Below are 18,714 nucleotides of genomic sequence, written 5' to 3'. Positions count from 1 at the left end.
TACGGGTGCTCAGCACCTGCGAAGTTTGAGCTTTGAATACTTTGTTCATAAAAAACACCTCACACATAAATATTATTATTTATATACTGTACGTAACACCTGTCACGTGTGGAAACAAGTTAAACAGCTGTTTCAGTAATTGTCCTGCGATAGTATTGCCCCGCTTTCAAGCATCTGCTATCCTGCAATAGCACTAAGCAGCCTGCATCAATAACAATAGTTGTAAGCACAGCTTTCGGCTATTTCTTTAATTAAGCGAACAATTATGATCAATTTTTATTATAGCACTTTCATATTTTCTGCGCAAGGTGAGAATATGTACTAATAGTTTAACTCGCTTATTTTTTCAAAAGCACAATAAGACCGTCGTAAACTGCATCCGGGCTAAGGTTTACCTGCTTTTTACAGGCATTTTTTCATAATTTTATCAAAAAAGTTTTTCTTCGCTTCTAAAATCAGCTTTACCGGATGATTACTCAATCTTATAAATATTTTTACAAGAGATTTTTGCAACATGTTGCACTTTTCTCTTCTTTAAATTATTATTTTCTTTCCAAAAACGCAAAAGCCCCCGAAGCAGGCAAGCCTGCTTCAGGGGCAATCAAACTGAAATGCCAAAACGAACTGCTTTATTTTTCCAAGCTATCACAATCCAGTAAAAAATCATATATGTTCACGGTAAGAATTCCGTATTCATCATAATAGGCCGGGACAATATCCTTGGTAATGATAATTTTTTTGAAGGTATCATCAATATTTTTCAAGGGGCGTACCTCCTGCGCACGTTTCATTTCATCCGGCAAGGAATATGCAGACTGTATATAGTACCTTACTGAGCCCATATTGCAGACAAAATCAACCTCCAGCTGTTTTCTTACTACATTACCGCTGTCATCTCTCACGGCAATAGGCACTACACCCACATCAACGCTGTACCCACGCATGCAAAGCTCATTATAAATTACATTTTCCATAGAATGAGTTTGTTCAAACTGCCGGAAATTAATGCGCGCATTACGCAACCCCAGATCAGAAAAATAATATTTTTTCGGAGTATCAATATAGGCCTTGCCCTTTACATCATAGCGCGAAGCTGCTTCAATTAAAAAAGAATCTTCCAGGCAATCCAGATACTTTTTAATAGTCGTAGAAGTAATTTTGGATTTTTTTACACTTTTAAAGGTATTTTTCAGCTTTTCATAATTAGTTAAAGAGCCAATGGCCGAAGCCAGTATATTGAGCAAATCCTCCATTTCTCCCTTATTACGGATACGGTTGCGCTTATAAATATCACTCAAATAAATTTCACTCAACAAATTCTGCAAAGCGGCAGCCTTTTCGGCAGTCCCTTCACGCAGCACAACTGCAGGAATTCCTCCGTAAAGCATATATTCCGCCAAGCCCATATACTTATCACCGGGATAAACACTCATAAATTCGGCAAAGCTAAGCGGATACATATGCATCTCATCGCCACGTCCGGCAAATTCCGTAATAATATCCTTGGAAAGAAATTTAGCATTACTGCCGGTAACATATACATCCATATTCGCCTTGCGCAAATACCCGTTAAGCACAGCTTCGAAGCAATCCATTTCCTGTACCTCATCGAGCAGCAGATAATACATACCCTCATCAGCAAGCCTGCTGTTAACATAAGCCATAAACTTTTCCGGATTTACGCCACGCTTTTCCTTTCCCATGGCAATAGGACTTTCACCTATCTTTTGCAAATCATCGGCGGAGTCGAAAGCAAAACGGATAATATGCGCATCATCTATACCGCATGAAAGCAGATGCTGATAAAATATGTTGTTCAGCAGATAGGATTTACCGCATCTGCGAATACCGGTAATAATTTTAATCAACCCGTTATGCTTGCGTTTTATCAGCTTGTCCAAATAAAAATCTCTGCGGATTTCCATTAGTTCACCTTCTTTAGAAGAGATTTTTGCAACATGTTGCACTTTTCTCTTCTATTATAGCCTTTTTTCTCCCTATATTCAATCTCAATGCCATTTCTACAAGAGATTTTTGCAACATGTTGCATTTTTCTCTTCTAAATTCGCCTTTTTCTTCCTAATATTCACCATCAACACCATTCCTACAAGAGATTTTTGCAACATGTTGCATTTTTCTCTTCTAAGCTTGCCTCGCAACGCGAAACTATCCGCCAAAACGCAAAAGCCCCCGAAGCAGGACAAGCCTGCTTCGAGGGCATTCATGGTAAATTTTATTTTGCTTTCGGTCCCAAACCGTACTTCTTCAGATAACGATACAAGGTTACACGGCTGACATCAAGCATTGTTGCCAGCTTGCTGATATTGCCGCCGGCAGATTTCCAGGCGGCAATAAAGGCTTCCTTGTCATACTTCCAGGAGCGCTCCAAAGTTTTGTCACCGGGCAGCTTAATATTTTCTGCTTCGATGATGCTGCCGGGAGTGTGGAAGAAGGCCTGCTCGATAACACCCTGCAGCTGCTTAATGTTACCCGGCCAGCTGCAGGACAGCAGCAGGGAAACAGCCTCGGGAGAAAGGCGTTTTTGCGGCAGGTTGTGCTGTGCGGACATTTCCACCAGAATATGCGAAGCGATAACCTCGATATCCTTCACGCGCTCGCGCAGAGGCGGCACGCGCATGGTTGTATCCAGCACCAGCTCATACAGATTACGGGAGAAAAGTCCCTTGTCTGCCAAACGCTTAAGGTTGGAATCGCAGGCAGCGATTACGCGCACATCAAACATACGCGGCTTGCCGCCCTTTTCCGTTGCGGGCAGACCGTGCGTCAGCGCATCAGCCAGCTTGTCGCCCATTTCCAGCGGCAGCTTTTCTACCTCATCAAGGAACAGAGTACCGCCGATAGCAAGCTCCAGCTTGCCTGCGGACTGCTGTCCGTCCTCATTCGTACCGAAGAATTCGGCCTCCAGCTCTGCCATAGATGCGTTGTGGCATTTTACAGCAATCAACGGAGCGGCAGCGCGGGGGCTGGCCTGATGAATGCCGTGTGCCAAACGCTGCTTGCCAGTACCGGGCTCACCCTGCAGCAGGATGTTGTGGTCGGTGCGGGCAACGCGGCTCGCTTTATGCTGCAGCGCCAAAAATTCGCTGGTTTCGCCGACCATGCTGTACAGGCTGTAACGGCTGCTGTAACCGGTTGCATGGGCGATGGTTGTTTTCAAATCCTCGATGGACATAGACAGCACCAAAGCACTTTCTACCTCGCTGCCAACCTTAATCGGCATAACAGTGGTAATATCCTCAAAGGTTCTGTCCTGAGTAATCCAGGTAATTTCACGACGCTGCGTTGCTACGCCATGCAGCGCTTTTTTGATAGGAATATGCTCGTAGTTCAGGAACACGTCCTCCAGGCGCTCATGTCCGTCCAGACGCTTGCGGCCGTTTTCGTTGCAGTATTTCACACTGCCGTCCTTGCCCAGCCAGTAAACGGTTACCGGCAGCTGTTCCATCATAATGCGGTTAATGCTCCAGGCCTCCAGCATGTTCAGATGCTGCTCGATGGAATATTTCATCGTCATCAGCAGGCTCAAAAGCAAATCATAGGGCAAATCGTTCTGATCCAAGGAAAAGAAGGAAATAATATAGCGGATTTTGCCGTTTACGCAGATAGGCGCACTGCAGGCATCGCCGGAATGGCTGTCCTTAATCCACATTTCCGGACCGAACATCAAAAAGGGCACATTATGCTCGCGCGCAATGCTGATGCTGGAGGTACCAACATCCTCCTCCAGAACGCGCATACCCTGAATATCCTCGATAATGCGTTGGAAGAACGGCATAGCATAGTTTTTGATTACATAGCCGTTTTCATCAATCAGCAGCATGCTCAGGTTGTGGATATTGAAATGCTGCTTGCTTTGCTCATAAAGACCGTCAACGTATTTGACAATGAACTCATGCGTCTTTTGGTGCGCGATAATCTCCTCGCGGCTCAGCTTGTTGATTTTGGGCATGGTTTCGTGCGGCAGATGCATAGCACGGCAACGCTGCCAGCTGTCGGCAACCCACGGATGCACGTTAGGGTCAACAATGCCCTCTTCCATAAACTTTCTGTAATAAGAAGCAAGCTTATCCTTATTTCTTCTCTCGCGAATCATATTTTATACCCTCCCCCGCTGTCCGGCAGTCGGCTGCCGTCAGCAGAACTTTTATTTATAAACCTCGCCGTTCGTAATCAACACCCGGCGTGCTCCATAATAGCGTTGTTTCCAGTAATCGTCCTTCAGCGACGAAAGCATTACACCCTTGGACGAGGATGCGCTCCAAAATTGTCCGTCACCGGCATAAATACCCACATGCGATGCGCCTGCGGCATAGGTGGTAAAGAATACCAAATCGCCGGGCCGCAGCTGCTTCTGCGTTACAAAAATCCCCTGTAACGCCTGCTCGTCTGCCAAGCGTGGCAGCTTGGCCTTGCAGTCCTTAAATACATGCTGCACATAGCCGGAGCAGTCAAAGCCCTTAGTCGTAGTTCCGCCGAACACATAAGGAACACCCTTGTATTTGGCGGCACGGCTGACGATTTCCTTGCCCTTAACCTTGGGGATGCCCTCCTTAGTAAAGGCCTCCCAGGTCAGCTTCTGATAGGTTGCATCATTCAGCTCGCCGTCTGCCTTCAGCTTGTGCTGCTTCTGGAAGCTTTTCAGCGCGCTGCTGGTAGCCTCCGTCATGCGTCCGCTGGGGCGTTCGTCACTGAAGCCCAGCACCTGCAGCTTTTGCTGTGCCACCTTCAGGCGCCAGTTGCTTTGCTGCACCTGCACCTTGGACTGCTGCTTTTCCTTAGTTTTTTTAGTCTTTTTCTTTGCGGTTTTCTTCGCCTTTTTCTCAGGCTTTGCCTGCTTGGGCGCCTTCACCTCGGCAGCAGGCTTGGCTGCGGTATCGGCTTTGACGGCAGCAGGCTCCGGCACCGCCTTCACAGGCTGCGCCTCGCTTACGGCCGGCGGCGTTGCCACCGGTGCCTTATGCGGTTTGTTGCTGACAATAGGCGCTGCAGCCTGTGCCTGCCATGGCAGGCTGCAGGCCAGCATGATTACGGTCAGCACAGAAGCCAGCTTCTTTTTCATCTTCATCAGCCCCGCTCAAATGCAAAATCAAAAATTAATTGTAGTTATATACGTCCCAGCTTTTCAGCTTGCTGAGCTGAGCAATACTGTAATCAATATCGCGCAGCAGCCTTTGCTTGTCATGCGGCAGCGTTGCTGCCAGCTGAACGTAGTTCGATACATGGTTGCTGCGGAAGAGGCAGTGCCTGTCCGCAGGCAAATCTATATTTTCTATTATCAGCTTCAGCTCACGCATCAAGCCCGCCGGTGAAAGCGGATTGAACTTGCCTGCCTCGTACTGGTCCAGCAGCTCGCTGCCGCGGTACAGCATCAGGCAAAGTGCGCTCAAATGCGTCGGCTTGATAATATTAATCGCCTTGGCAGTTGCCAGTGCGTGGCGTTCGCTGCCCTCTGCGCCTGCCAGGCCCAGAATAATCATCATGGAAAGCTTCATGCCGCTGGCGGTAACTCTGCGTCCCGCTTCTACCGCCTGTTCGCCGTCAACACCCTTGTTGACAGCCTTCAGCGTAGCGTCGTCGCCTGTTTCCATGCCGTAATACAAAAGCTTCAGGCCTGCTTCCTTTAGCTGGCGCAGCTCCTCCTCGCTCTTGCGCAGGATATCCTTGGGCGCAGCATAGCTGGCAACTCGCTGCAGATGTGGAAACTGCTCGCGCAGCACCTGCAGAATCTTCAGCAGCTTGGCCGTGGGCAGCACCAAAGCATCGCCGTCCGCCAAAAAGACGCGGCGCACCTTGTTCTTGCCGTAATGGGCCGCCAGCGCTATCTGACGGGAAATTTCTTCATCCTTTAAAATCTGAAAGGGAACACCTCTGTACATGTTGCAGTAGGTGCATTTATTATGTGCGCAGCCGCGCGTAACGCGCAAAATAAAGCTGCGTGCCTCACTGGGAGGTCTGAAGACTGGTGTGTCATAAGAATCAAAAAACATTTCTACTATTCTACCTCATTTTACTTTGATTGATTTGGCGCCAGTTTGAGATCTCAGAGATTTTGTAAAGTATAGTACACTTTAATAATATTATACTAGATTTTTCACCATTTGTAACGTCTAACTGAAAACTTTTTGTTACTTTTTTTACAGAGATTTTGTGAAACATTATCAGAGTGTAAAATAACTGTGATTTCCCGCGCCTGCAGGCAACGGCAAGGGTGCTTTGGCAGGCAAATTTACGCATAAAAAAGCACGCCGGCGGCAAATGCCGGCGCGCTAAAAGGCAGACGCCTATCATACCATATTACTTTTTTCGGTAAGCATAACGCTTTACAGCATCAGCTTATCATTTGCGTTTTCTGCGCAGGAAGAAGAAAGCAGCACCACCGATGATAATTACGCCGCCGATAATCGTCAGCAGGCCAAAGCCGTCATCGTCATCCTCATTTTCTTCCTCATCCTCGGCAGCAGGCAGCTCCGCAGTGCCCACAGCCACCGGCCATTGGCTCTTCAGCTCGCCATGGACTGCCGTAACGGTAACCACGCCGTCAGCCTTGCCGATCAGCTTACCATCTTCTATAACGGCAATTTTTTCATCACTCACGCTCCACTCCGGTGTCACACCGTCAGCCTCGCCCACAACGTAGGCCTCCAGCTTCAGCGCCTCGTCTATTCCCAAGTGCGCCGGCAAATTCGGAGCCTCCAGCTTCGGCTCATAGGCGGTAATCTGCGTCATAAAGGCCTTTTCGCCCTTTTCCAGCAGCAGCTTGCCGGTAATTGTCGCAGTTCCCGGCTTCACAGCCAAAAGCTGCACATCGCCGTCCACCTTTACTATATCACTGTTAGAAGAACGCAGATCCGTTACATTATAGCCTACGCAGCCCGGCAGCGAAGCAACTATGCGTGTACGCTCGCCCACCTTCAGGCTGGCCTCCTCCGGAGCCACCGTCACCAGCGGGCTAAGCTCGGAAGCTGCGGTTGCAGGCAGGTCGGGCGCATCCTCGTCACCTTCAAGCTCGCCGCTTTCGATTGCAGGGCCTTCCAGCTCATCTTCCTCTACGAGCGGTGCTCTTTTGGCCGCCAGCATATTAATCGGGTCACCGTAAATAAGGCTTACCTCATCCTCCTTATCGTTGCGGTACACAGCACTCAAATCGGCAGCTACCAAAAATTTGGCAATAACCTTGCCCTCATCATCCAGCGCCGTCAGCTGGTAGAACCAGCCGTCCACAGGCTCCTCCGCATAGAGCAGCTTATAATCATCAGCATCCTCCGGCAAGCCTGTCTGCTTTTCCGGCAGGCCGGCAAGCAGCGCGGCGGCCGCAGCCTCGGATACATCAAAGCTGTCCTCGTTGAATCTGTATTCACCCTGAACATCAAGCGGCAGCGGTCCGTCCTGATAGGCGGTAATGCTCTTATCCTTCAGCACAAAGCGCAGCTCTACCGTATCATTATTTTGGTAATCTACCTCGGCAATACCGTCGCCGTCCTCATTAATTTCAAAAACACCGGCAGTAACGAAATCCTCCGCACTGTCCTCTTCCTCGCTGCCACGCATAACCTTCAGCTCGTAAAGGTATTTATCGTCGCCCAAGGGCTTGATATTCAGCACGCCGTTATTATACTGGCTGCTTTCGGTCCACACATAGCAGCCTGCCGTATTCTTCCAGTCATTTTTGGAGGCGGCGCCTGCCAGCAGCGTCAGGCTGCACAGCAGCAGGGTAAGCATAACAGTTACGATAATACGCATCATTTTTTCTTTCATTATGCTCCCCTCCTCAAATGCTCAGACGGAATTTGGCAGTTTTGGGATTAACGCCGTCCATCCAATACTTCACGGTATATACGCCCTTAGCACATTTTTTGCCGCTGTTGCCGCTCGCCCAGCCGTTCCAGCTGAAAGCAAAATCCTGATTGGCATTTCTTGCCTTATATTTCGTGCTGTAAACCAGCTTGTTGTTTTTATTGAAAATCTGGGCATAGCAGGTCTTGCCCGTGGAATTATTCTTTTTAAAATACAGGCGCTGGTAAACATCGCCGTTGCCCTTGCGGATAATCTTGGACGCACGGAACTGCATCTTGCTCTGCGGCTTGTAGCTGATGTTGACTGTCTTTTTAACCGCACCGCCCTTGCCGAAGCTGCTGGTCGTTACCAAGCGATATCTGCCGGGCTTCAGATTTTTCATATCATAGCTGTATGGTACAAAGCGGAAATATTTATCACCGTCATAGTACCATTTTTTCAGCTCGCGCTGCTTCCAGCGCACAACAACCTTATTATCCTTGTTGAGCAGCACCGCCTTATCCTTCATAGGCCCCTTGCCCTCTACATAGCGCTGCACATTCAGCTTTGTACCGTTTACCTTAATTGTTGTTTTGTACTGCGTCGCCGCCCACGCCAATGCCGTAAAAGCCACGAGCATTGCCAGGCACGCCACGAGCACAACCTTCAGCCGTTTCATTTTTCCGCCTCCTAACCGCCGGATATAAAAAGACCCGGCATATACTTCTTCATTTACAGTATATACCGGGTCAATATTAACTATAAGTAACCTTTAGTTAAGAGTTGGAGAAAAAGCGCTCCAGCTGATGTCTTTTATTTTTGGCCGCCGCATCAATCTGCAGCTTGGCAAAAATTTTGTTGAGATATTGCTTAATCGTCCCCTCCGACAGCGACAATCTTTGCGCAATCTCCCTGTTCGTATGGCGTGCCGCCGCCAGCTGCGCTATCTGCAGCTCCTGCTCCGTCAGCTCCTGCAGGCCTGCTTCGGCAAAGCGTGCGGACATAATCTGCCCCCGGCCCGCCTCCATCTGCTGTCCCAGGTGCAGCGCCGCTGCCGCCGCTGCCGAGTATTCACCCTGAGCCTCCTGCTCCAGATAAGGACGCAGCAGCGCTATGTTCTGTGCCAACGGCAGCACAAGCTTATCCGCCTCAGCCATTGCCAGCGCCTGCTTCAGCGAAGCGCGGCAGCTCGTTACATCGCCTCTGCCGGCAAAGGCCGCCGCCCTTTGCACCTGCAAATACAGCAGGCACAAAAAATTACTGTAGGGACGGCATTCCTGCTCCCAGTCGGACCAGCGCACCAAAAGCTCCGTATACTGCCCTTGTGCCAGCAGGCACTGGGCACTGATATAGTTGCGGCAGGGACGCGCCGGATAAAGCACCGAAGGCTGCTGTCCGTTTCCGTCCGTCAGCCAGCTTGGGATATATTCCGGCTTGCCCAGCAATGCATAGTAAAAGCCGGCGCACATATCGGCACTATTCAGCAGCATGCTCTGCTTCCAAGGCTGCAGTTGCCACTGATGGCGGCTGTACGCCTCTGCCTTACTGCTGTAAACGCCGCGGAAAAGATCGCGCTGCATCTCCAGAAAATCACAGCAGATAGTAATGCACTCCTGCCCATGCTTTTCCGCCTGATAATACGCCTTCTGCAGAGGCATATCCATTTCGTCGATGCGTCCCTGCAGCAAAAGTGCTTCCGCCTCCGTCAGCTCGGCGGCTCCGGCACCGTGCCAGCCGCTCAGCAGATAGTACGGCGGCATACACTCCTGCATATCCTCAACCGTCTGCCGCAGACTGCAGCCCGTGCGCAAATACAGCCCCAGAACACTGGGCGCGCCGAAGGTCCAGATGCCCTGCTTGCTGAGCGTCTGCGGAGCGCCGCTCAGCAGCTTGTAGGCACGCCGATGATGCTCGCTCATACCGGTGATGCTGTTGAAGGCCAAAAAGCTCAGGATAACCTCCAGCTCGCCGTAATAATTATCGCGCTCACGCTGGCTAAGCGCAGTATTGCGCTCCAGCGCCGTTACATACCATTCCTTAACCTGCAGCATTTCCGGCACCATATTCAGCGAAAACATGCGCCGCATAATTATCAGCACCGCCTGCGGATACTGCCACAAGATTTCCGGCGGACATTCGCACAGCCAGTCGAAGAGATGCTGCCTGTGCTGCGGGTGCATCGACCAGTCGCGCAGCTGCTGCACTGCAGCCAGCAGGCCGTCAAAATCACGGCCGCGGTACAGCCAGTCCAACGCTTCCTCGTACTCCTTCTGCTGTGCGTACCATTGTCCCAAACGGCGGAAGTACATTTGCTGCTCAGCCTCCGGCAGCAGGCCGAAGGCATGGCGCGTTGCCTGCTTCAGCATATGATGACACCGCAGTCTGCCGTTAGCCAGCCTGATAATAAAGGCGTTGCATTCCAGCAGCCTGCCTACAGACTCTCTGCAGCTTGTGCCATAGGCATAGGCCACCTGCTCCGGTGTAAATTCCTCCGGCTGCCCCATAAGCAGCAGCAAGCGCTGCTGCTCCGACGGCAGCGGCCGCAGCAGTACATTGGCTATCATCTCATAAACGCTGCCTGTATCAAGGCAAAAGCGCTGATACCTGTCGTAGTTCAAAAAGTTAAGATAGGTAACGGAAAACCAGCCCTCGCAGGCCTCATGCAAAGCATCCAGCTGCTGCGCCGTAAGCTGCAGGCCGCATCTGCTGCTGTATTCCGCCAGCTCGTCACGCTGCAGCGCCAGGTCATGCTTATCAAGGCAAAAGACCTTACGTCCCAGCTCCAGCAGACGGTTGCCGTCAAAAATCTGCCCTCTGCTTACCAGCAGCAGATGCAAATCAGCAAAGCCTGCCTTGCTCAGAGCAAAGAGAAAGTCAATTGCCTCGCTGCTCTCCAACAGATGCAAATCATCTATAAACCAATAGACAGGCTCCTGCGGCAGCAGCTGACGGAACAGCTCCAGTACCAGCGTTTTGGCGTTGGCATCGGCAGGCAAAGACTGCTGCAGCAGCGCAGCGCCCAGCTCCGTATTTTGCCAGCTGTGGCACACTCCCTGCCAGAAGGCCTCGGCACCGGCGCCGTAAATACTCTGGCGCAGTACCTTTTTGCCGCAGCGCTCCTGCTCCTGCAAAAAGTACTGCACTGCCAGTGTTTTACCGTAGCCCATGGGAGCAACAACCAGCGTTGTTCCCGCTGTCTGCAGCTCTGCCAAAAGCTCTTTTATTCTCTTGGAATAATATAAATTATTGAGCCTTTTCATAGTGTTTTTACTTAATTACGTTCTGCGGTGCTCCTGCCAGCCATTTTTCGATGTTGGCAAAAACGATATCGGCACGTGCAGCCAGTGCTTCGGCGCTGGCGAAGGCCACGTGCGGTGTCAGCACGGTGTTCTTTGCATGGCACAGAGGATGCTCCGGCGCAATCGGCGGCTCGCCCTCAAACACATCAATGCCTGCGCCCGCCAATCTTCCTTCGTTCAGCGCCTGTGCCAGCGCCTCGCTGTCCACAACAGGACCGCGCGCAGTATTCAGCAGTACGGCAGTCGGCTTCATCTTGGCAATAGCCTCGGCATTAATCAGTCCGCGGGTTGCGTCCGTCAGCGGCACATGCAGGCTGACAAAATCGCTGGCAGCCAAAAGCTCGTCCAGGCTGACATAGCTTACACCGTCAGCCTGCAGCTCTGCCTTCGGAGTACGGCTGTAGGCCAGCACCCTGCAGCCGAAGGCAGTGGCAAGCTTCGCCACTCTGCTGCCAATCGCACCGGTGCCGACTACGCCGAAGGTCTTGCCAAAAAGCTCAAAGCCTACCAGCCCATCCTTCGTTCCTGCCTGACGGCAGCGTGCATCACAGGGAACGATGTTGCGGATAACGCTGATAGCCAGGCCGAAGGTCAGCTCTGCTACCGCATTGGTGGAATAGCCTGCAGCGTTGCACACTGCAATTCCGCGCTCACGGCAGGCAGCCAGCGCAATATGGTCTACACCGGTAAAGGCTACAGACAGCATTTTCAAATTATGGCAGGCGTTGATAATCTCCGCACTTAGCGGCTGATTAGCCAGCATGATAATATCGGCCTGCTGCACACGTGCCAGCAGCTTCGTCTGGTCGGTGTCCTTCTCAGTATAATATACAAAATCATGACCTGCAGCCTGCAGCGGCGCTGCCAGTGCATTAATCAGCTCCATCTTTACGCCTAACGGCTCCATAACTACTATTTTCATCAAAGCACCTCCGAAAAAGTCTATAAAATTTTTGCTTATCACTTACATATTACTACTGTAGGAATTGATTAGCAAGGAAGAATTTTTCAGGGCCTGCGTCCGCCTTTATAAATATTTGCATCCGCAAATACAAAAAAGCCGTTCTTCTTTCGAAGAACGGCATATTTTCGTTGGTGATCCACCCGAGACTCGAACTCGGGACACCCTGATTAAAAGTCAGGTGCTCTACCAACTGAGCTAGTGAATCATTTGTTACCATAAATTAGCAACATTAATATTATACAGACTAGCGCAAGGAAAGTCAAGTACTTTTTTAAAATATTTTTGCTGTTTTTTCAGCAGCCTAAGCTTACAGCAGCTCTTTCAGAACGATAGTCTGCTCGCGGTTAGGACCAACGGAGATAATACCCAGCTCAACACCGGATACCTCGCTGATTTTAGCCAGATATTTTTTAGCGTTTTCCGGCAGCTCGTCATAGTTACGGATGCCGCTGATGTCGGTCATCCAGCCGTCGAACTCTTCGAAAATCGGCTCAACCTTAGCCAAAACGTTCAGGCTTGCAGGAATGCGTTTGAGAACCTCATCGCCAATCTTGTAGCCAACGCACATTTTAATCTTCGGCATATTGTCGAGGATATCCAGACGGGTAATTGCCAGATAATCCAGGCTGTTCAGGCGTGCGCTGTAACGCAGCATGAAAGCATCCAGCCAGCCGCAGCGACGCGGACGACCGGTTACGGTGCCGTATTCATGGCCGGTTTCGCGGATTTGGTTGCCGGGGCCGTCTGTATCCAGCAGCTCGGTGATGAAGGGACCTTCACCAACGCGGGTGGTATAAGCCTTAACTACGCCGACAACATGGTCGATGAAGCGGGGACCTACGCCACTGCCGGTGCAGGCATTACCTGCAGTCGGGTTGGAGCTGGTAACATACGGATAGGTACCATGGTCGATATCGAGGAAGGTAGCCTGTGCGCCTTCAAACAGAACGTTTTTGCCGGCGCTGAACAGCTCATCCATAACAACGCCGGTATCGGCAACGTACGGACGCAGCTCTTCTGCATAAGCCAGATATTCCTTCAGTACGGTATCATAGTCAAACGGTTCTGCACCGTAAATTTTGGTGATAATAGCATTTTTTGCTTCCAGATTAACCTTCAGCTTATCAGCAAAGGTTTCGGGTTCCATCAGATCGCAGATACGGATGCCTACGCGAGCAACCTTATCCATGTAGCAGGGACCGATGCCGCCTTTGGTGGTGCCGATTTTGTGATTGCCCAGTGCTTCCTCCTGCAGCTCATCAAGACGTTGATGATACGGCAGAACAACGTGTGCACGGTCAGAAATAACCAGATTGCTGCAATCAATGCCCTTTTCCTTCATGCCGGCGATTTCAGCCAGCACAACGCCGGGGTTGATTACAACGCCGTTGCCCAGAACGTTAGTCTTATCATTGAACAGTACACCGGAGGGCAGCAGACGCAGCTTATAATTAATGTTGTTAACTACAACGGTATGGCCTGCATTGGAGCCGCCGCTGTAACGAACTACAGCGTCAGCCTTTTGCGCCAAATAGTCAACAATTTTACCTTTACCCTCATCGCCCCATTGGGCGCCTAAAACTACAACAGATGACATTAGCAGTCACTCCTTATCAAAATTATAAACCAAATCTAGCAAAAATCTCGTCAACGTGGCGCAGCATCGGTTTCGGATCGAAGCAATGCTCAACCTCTTCGTCAGTCAGATATTTCTTGATATCCGGGTCAGCTTCAACGTTGGTCTTGAAGTCAGCGCCTTGCAGCCAGCGTGCCATAGCGTTGCGTTGTACCCATTTGTAAGCGTCCTCACGCAGTACACCTTTGGTAACCAGAGCAATCAGCAGGTTTTGGCTGAAAATCAGACCGCCGGTTTTGTTCATGTTGGCAATCATTGCATCAGGATATACCAGCAGCTTGTCGATGATGTTGGAGAATTTACGCAGCATATGGTCCAGAGCAATAGTTGCGTCCGGCAGAATAACGCGTTCTACGGAAGAATGGGAGATATCGCGTTCATGCCACAGGGTTACATCCTCCAGAGCTGCTACTGCATAGCCGCGCAGCAGGCGAGCCATACCGGAAACCTTTTCGCAGGTGATAGGATTACGTTTATGCGGCATAGCGGAAGAACCCTTTTGGCCGGGTGCAAAATATTCTTCAGCTTCACGGATATCGGTACGTTGCAGGTTACGGATTTCGGTTGCCATCTTATCCAGAGAGGAACCGATGATTGCCAGAGTAGTCATGAAATGTGCATGACGGTCACGTTGGATAACCTGAGTTGCCAGGCGTACCGGAGTGAGCTCCAGCTTTTCGCAGACATATTTTTCTACAAACGGATCGATGTTGGAGTAAGTGCCTACAGCACCGGACAGCTTGCCGACTGCCATCATTTCACGCGCTTGTTTCAGACGTTCGATGTCACGCTCGATTTCAGCGGACCACAGCAGGAATTTCATACCGAAGGTCATCGGTTCTGCGTGGATGCCGTGAGTACGGCCGATCATAACGGTATATTTGAATTCAGCGGCACGACGGCGCAGAATTTCATGGAAGTTTACCAGATGACGCATAATCAGGTCTGCGGATTGTACAGTCATGTAGCACAGTGCAGTATCCTTTACGTCGCTGGAGGTCAGGCCTTTGTGAATGTATTTGGACGCATCACCTACATACTCAGCCACATTAGTCAGGAAAGCAATAACATCATGGTTGGTAACTGCTTCAATTTCCTTAATGCGGTCCAGACGGAAGTCAGCCTTCGTCTGAATATCCTTCAGCGCTTCGTCAGGCACAATGCCCAGTTTGTTCATAGCCTCGCAAGCCAGAATTTCTACCTTCAGCATGGTACGGAATTCATTTTCGAGTGTCCAGATATTACCCATTTCAGGATGAGTATAACGATCAATCATTTTTGTATGCCTCCCAAGACAATTTTATTCATGAAAAAACATCTGAAAGCCACAGATATTACCTTCAGATTCTTCACTACACTTTGTTGCATAAATATCATATCATTTTCCGCGTCTTATCGCAAGCTTTATGAACATTTTTTGTTGATTTTAGGTAAAATATTCGGTTTTTCTTCGCAGCTTCCTTGTAAGCTTTTTTACACTTATCAGAAAAAATCTTTTGCCAAGAGAATAAATTTCACGCTTTTAACACCCATCAGGCAATGCTCCATGCAATACTCAAAAAGTCCCGAGATGTTAAAATCCCGGGACTTTTATTATGTCGCTGTATTCTATTCTCAGCTTTCGCGCTTCGTAAAGCCGACAAATTTGGTAAACTGCTTTTGGAAGAACAGATTAACGGTATCTACCGGACCGTTACGATGCTTAGCAATAATCAGCTCGGTGTGCTTGTTTTCCGTTTCCGGATTGTAGTAATCCTCGCGGTACAGGAATGCTACGATATCCGCATCCTGCTCCAGAGAACCGGATTCACGCAGGTCACTGAGCATGGGACGCTTAACCTGACGCGATTCAACGCTACGGCTCAGCTGTGACAGCGCCAGCACCGGCACATCCAGCTCACGCGCCAACGCCTTCAGCGAGCGGGAGATTTCCGAAACCTCCTGCTGGCGGTCGCCGGAATTATTGCGCTTGCCGCTGCCCTGCATCAGCTGCAGGTAATCGACAACAATCAAATCCAGGCCATGCTCTGCCTTCAGGCGGCGTGCACGGCTGCGCATATCCATCGCCGTAATGCCTGCTGTATCATCAATATAAATTTTCGCACGGCTCATCGTATCGCAGGCATCCCAAAGGTGCGTCCAGTCCTCGTCATGCATCTCGCCTACGCGCAGGCGCTGGCTGTCGATGCCTGCTTCGGCGCAAAGCATACGGTTAACCAGCTGCTCCTTGCTCATTTCCAGGCTAAAGAAGGCTACACTGCGCGGTTCACCGCCGATAACCTTGTGCGCACGCAGCGCTACGTTCTGCACAATGTTCAGCGCCAGCGCAGTTTTACCCATGGAAGGACGCGCTGCCAGAATAATAAAATCAGAAGGATGCAGACCGCTCGTCAGCTTATCCAAATCCGCAAAGCCTGCCGGCAGACCTGTAAGACCGCCCTTGTTCTGCAGCAGACTTTCGATGCTCTGCACGCTGTCCATCAAAATATCATTAATCGCTGTAAAATCATTCTTTTTCTTACGGTTGGAAATCTCCAGGATACGGCTTTCCGCAGTATCCAGCAGCGTACCGACATCCTCGTTGGCCTCATAGCCCATAGCCGCAATTTCGGTAGAAACGCGCACAAGCTGGCGCAGAACCGACTTTTCAGCAACAATCTCCGCATGGTACTTAACGTTAGCCGCCGTCAGCACCACATTCGCCAGACTGGTGATGTAGGCGATGCCGCCAATGTCCTCCAGCTTATTGTCACGCTTGAGGATTTCTGTCACAGTAACCATATCTACTGCTTCATTCTTATTATAAAGCTCCAGCATCGCACTAAAAATAACACGATGCGCCTCGCGGTAAAAGTCATCTGCCGACAGCACTTCGGTCGCCTTGGCAATAGCTTCTTTATCAATCAGCATCGCACCCAGCACAGCCTGCTCCGCTTCTATATTTTGCGGTGGCACTCTTTCTTCAATCACTCGCTTCTACCTCCTGTCAGTAATCTTTTCATTCATATTATTATACATTATTTGCTACAAAGCTGAAAGCTTTTTATTTGAACAGTATCAATGCTAAAACAAAAACAACCTCCCGCAAGCAATAGCCTAAGGGAGGTTGTTCGTATAGTTTTTCCTATTAAAAGCTACAGCGCCACCTCAGCGAACTCTGTGCCCTCCTGCTCCAGCTCTATCTGCTGATTGAGGTTCTCTGTCAGCCAAGCCTCGGCCTCTGCCTTTTGCTCCGCGCGCATTTTGAGGATAACCTTGGCGCGCAGGTCGTACTGCACATCGGCAATTTCAAACAGCTGCTGCTGATAAAGCACATTCAGAATGCGGCCGACACTGTTCACATCATATAAAAAGCTGTAATAGCCCAGCAAAATTTTCTGTGCCAAGCCAGCTTCCTTCACCGCGCCTGCCACGCTGCCGCTGTAAGCACGCACAAGTCCGCCTGCGCCTAGCTTAATGCCTCCGAAGTAACGTGTCACCACGGCTGCTGTTTCCGTCAGTCCGTTCTTACGCAGCACCTCCAGCATCGGAATACCGGCAGTACCGCTCGGCTCGCCATCGTCACTGGAGCGCTGTGCCAGATCATCCACGATATAGGCGGAGCAGTTGTGCGTTGCATCCCAGAACTCTTTTTTTACGGCCTTAATGAACTCCTGAGCCTCTGCTTCACTGTGCACCTTTTTCAGCGAGCAGATAAAACGTGATTTTTCAATCACAATTTCTTTACGGTAATCTCTGCTTATAGTATACAAGTAGCGTACCTCCGTCCGTATTTTTCGCAATTTATATTAACATTATAACACAATTCCACCGTTTTTAAAATTTTTTACAGTTTTTTACAGCAAACTCTTTATTTCCTCTTCTGTCTTTGTTATAATAGTGGACATTACAGACAAAGGAGAGAGCATTGATGCTACTCTTCATAAATTATTATTTTTTATTAAGGGAAAGAGGTAATTTCATAATGAAACAATTTTGTGCTTTAATCGGCAAATTCTTTGGCATCATCGCCATCGTTTTTCTGGTTCTCGGCCTCACAATGCCGCAGAACTTTTTGTGGGTATTAGGCAAGGTACACGGCATCAGCGTTCTGAGCTGCATGCTCGGTATCGTAATGTTCGGCATGGGCACCACACTGAACCTGAAGGACTTCGCACTTGTTCTTAAACGCCCGCTTGATATTCTCATCGGCTGCTGCGCTCAGTATTTCGTAATGCCCTTCTTGGCATACCTGCTGTCCGTTGCCTTCAATCTGGACCCGGCACTGACCACCGGTGTTGTACTGGTAGGCACCTGCCCCGGCGGTACCTCCTCCAACGTAATCACCTTTATGTCCAAGGGCGACGTTGCACTTTCCGTAACCATGACCAGTGTTTCCACTGTACTTTCTCCGATTCTGACTCCGTTCATCACCTACATGATTATCGGTGAAAAGATTAACTTCGATCCGGTAGGCATGTTCTGGAGCATCGTCCAAATCGTTATTCTGCCTATCTGCTTAGGTCTGGCTGTTAAATCCTTCCTGCCCAAGCTTGCCGAAGCAGCAACCGACTATCTGCCAGCTGTATCCTCCATTGCAATTTCTCTGATTATCGCAGGTGTTATCGGCGCCAGCCGCGACCTGATTCTGAAGGCTCCCGGCCTGATTCTGCTGGTAGTTATTCTGCATAACTGCTGCGGTTACGCTCTTGGCTTTGCCATCGCCCGCTTCACCGGCCTCAGCTGGAAAAAGGCTGTTGCTCTGTCCATCGAAGTTGGTATGCAAAACTCCGGTCTGGCAACCGGCCTGGCAAAAGCACACTTCGCTGCTCTGCCTGCCGCAACCGTTCCCGGCGCAGTATTCTCCGCATGGCACAATATTTCCGGTGCACTTTTGGCATGGGCTTACCAAAACTACCTGAATCCGAAATTTGACCCGGATTACGCTAAGGAAGAAGCTGTAGAAGCAGAACCTGCCAAGGATTAAATTAAATTTGGTTGAAAATTATTAAGAGGCTGGGACAAAACCCAACCTTAAACAG

At 49.8% G+C, this 18,714-nt stretch carries 13 protein-coding genes and 1 tRNA gene; 1 reads left to right on the top strand and 13 read right to left on the bottom strand.

The features are described 5' to 3' along the window. Positions 1-629: 629 nt before the first annotated feature. From HMPREF9443_RS07400 to HMPREF9443_RS07340, 13 genes are all read right to left on the bottom strand, one after another. Positions 630-1,925: an ATP-binding protein gene (locus HMPREF9443_RS07400; protein ID WP_040565257.1), complete on the bottom strand. Its 1,296-nt coding sequence runs from the start codon at positions 1,923-1,925 to the stop codon at positions 630-632. A 308-nt stretch (positions 1,926-2,233) separates the two neighbouring features. Next, entirely contained in the window at positions 2,234-4,114 is a 1,881-nt protein-coding gene (locus HMPREF9443_RS07395; RefSeq protein ID WP_009145952.1) for a sigma-54-dependent Fis family transcriptional regulator, read from the bottom strand. Between the two features lie 51 nt (positions 4,115-4,165). Next, positions 4,166-5,086 (bottom strand): NlpC/P60 family protein, encoded by a 921-nt coding sequence (locus tag HMPREF9443_RS07390; RefSeq protein ID WP_009145951.1) that lies wholly within the window; start codon positions 5,084-5,086, stop codon positions 4,166-4,168. A 28-nt stretch (positions 5,087-5,114) separates the two neighbouring features. Continuing rightward, positions 5,115-6,008, bottom strand: a complete 894-nt coding sequence (locus HMPREF9443_RS07385; protein WP_040565256.1) for a radical SAM protein — start codon at positions 6,006-6,008, stop codon at positions 5,115-5,117. Between the two features lie 349 nt (positions 6,009-6,357). Beyond that, the gene (locus HMPREF9443_RS07380; protein WP_009145949.1) at positions 6,358-7,776 is read right to left on the bottom strand and encodes an Ig-like domain-containing protein; all 1,419 of its coding nucleotides are present in this window, start codon (positions 7,774-7,776) and stop codon (positions 6,358-6,360) included. Between the two features lie 13 nt (positions 7,777-7,789). Further along, complete coding sequence (locus HMPREF9443_RS07375) at positions 7,790-8,473, bottom strand: flagellar hook assembly protein FlgD (RefSeq protein WP_009145948.1); 684 nt, start codon at positions 8,471-8,473, stop codon at positions 7,790-7,792. Between the two features lie 97 nt (positions 8,474-8,570). Then, on the bottom strand, positions 8,571-11,054 hold the full coding sequence (locus HMPREF9443_RS07370; protein WP_009145947.1) for a LuxR C-terminal-related transcriptional regulator: 2,484 nt from the start codon (positions 11,052-11,054) through the stop codon (positions 8,571-8,573). Positions 11,055-11,061: 7 nt separating this feature from the next. Continuing rightward, complete coding sequence (locus tag HMPREF9443_RS07365) at positions 11,062-12,015, bottom strand: 2-hydroxyacid dehydrogenase (protein ID WP_040565254.1); 954 nt, start codon at positions 12,013-12,015, stop codon at positions 11,062-11,064. A gap of 171 nt (positions 12,016-12,186) precedes the next feature. Continuing rightward, positions 12,187-12,262 (bottom strand) — tRNA-Lys (locus HMPREF9443_RS07360). A 102-nt stretch (positions 12,263-12,364) separates the two neighbouring features. Next, positions 12,365-13,654, bottom strand: a complete 1,290-nt coding sequence (locus tag HMPREF9443_RS07355; protein ID WP_009145945.1) for an adenylosuccinate synthase — start codon at positions 13,652-13,654, stop codon at positions 12,365-12,367. A gap of 22 nt (positions 13,655-13,676) precedes the next feature. Beyond that, complete coding sequence (gene purB, locus HMPREF9443_RS07350; RefSeq protein WP_009145944.1) at positions 13,677-14,969, bottom strand: adenylosuccinate lyase; 1,293 nt, start codon at positions 14,967-14,969, stop codon at positions 13,677-13,679. Positions 14,970-15,307: 338 nt separating this feature from the next. Next, positions 15,308-16,660 carry a replicative DNA helicase gene (gene dnaB, locus HMPREF9443_RS07345; protein WP_040565258.1) on the bottom strand — a complete coding sequence of 451 codons (1,353 nt, stop codon included), beginning with the start codon at positions 16,658-16,660 and terminating at the stop codon, positions 15,308-15,310. A gap of 167 nt (positions 16,661-16,827) precedes the next feature. Continuing rightward, a complete protein-coding gene (locus HMPREF9443_RS07340) occupies positions 16,828-17,445 on the bottom strand; it encodes a YigZ family protein (RefSeq protein ID WP_021719762.1) in 618 nt (205 codons plus the stop codon). A 212-nt stretch (positions 17,446-17,657) separates the two neighbouring features. On the opposite strand from HMPREF9443_RS07340, the gene HMPREF9443_RS07335 reads away from it, so the two are divergent. Further along, complete coding sequence (locus HMPREF9443_RS07335; RefSeq protein WP_040565253.1) at positions 17,658-18,659, top strand: bile acid:sodium symporter family protein; 1,002 nt, start codon at positions 17,658-17,660, stop codon at positions 18,657-18,659. The last annotated feature ends 55 nt before the right edge of the window (positions 18,660-18,714 follow it).

The sequence above is a fragment of the Phascolarctobacterium succinatutens YIT 12067 genome (genome assembly GCF_000188175.1).
Taxonomy (GTDB): Bacteria; Bacillota; Negativicutes; order Acidaminococcales; family Acidaminococcaceae; genus Phascolarctobacterium_A; species Phascolarctobacterium_A succinatutens.
Note: the sequence above shows the minus strand (reverse complement) of the source record. Positions and strands in the feature narration are given on the sequence as shown.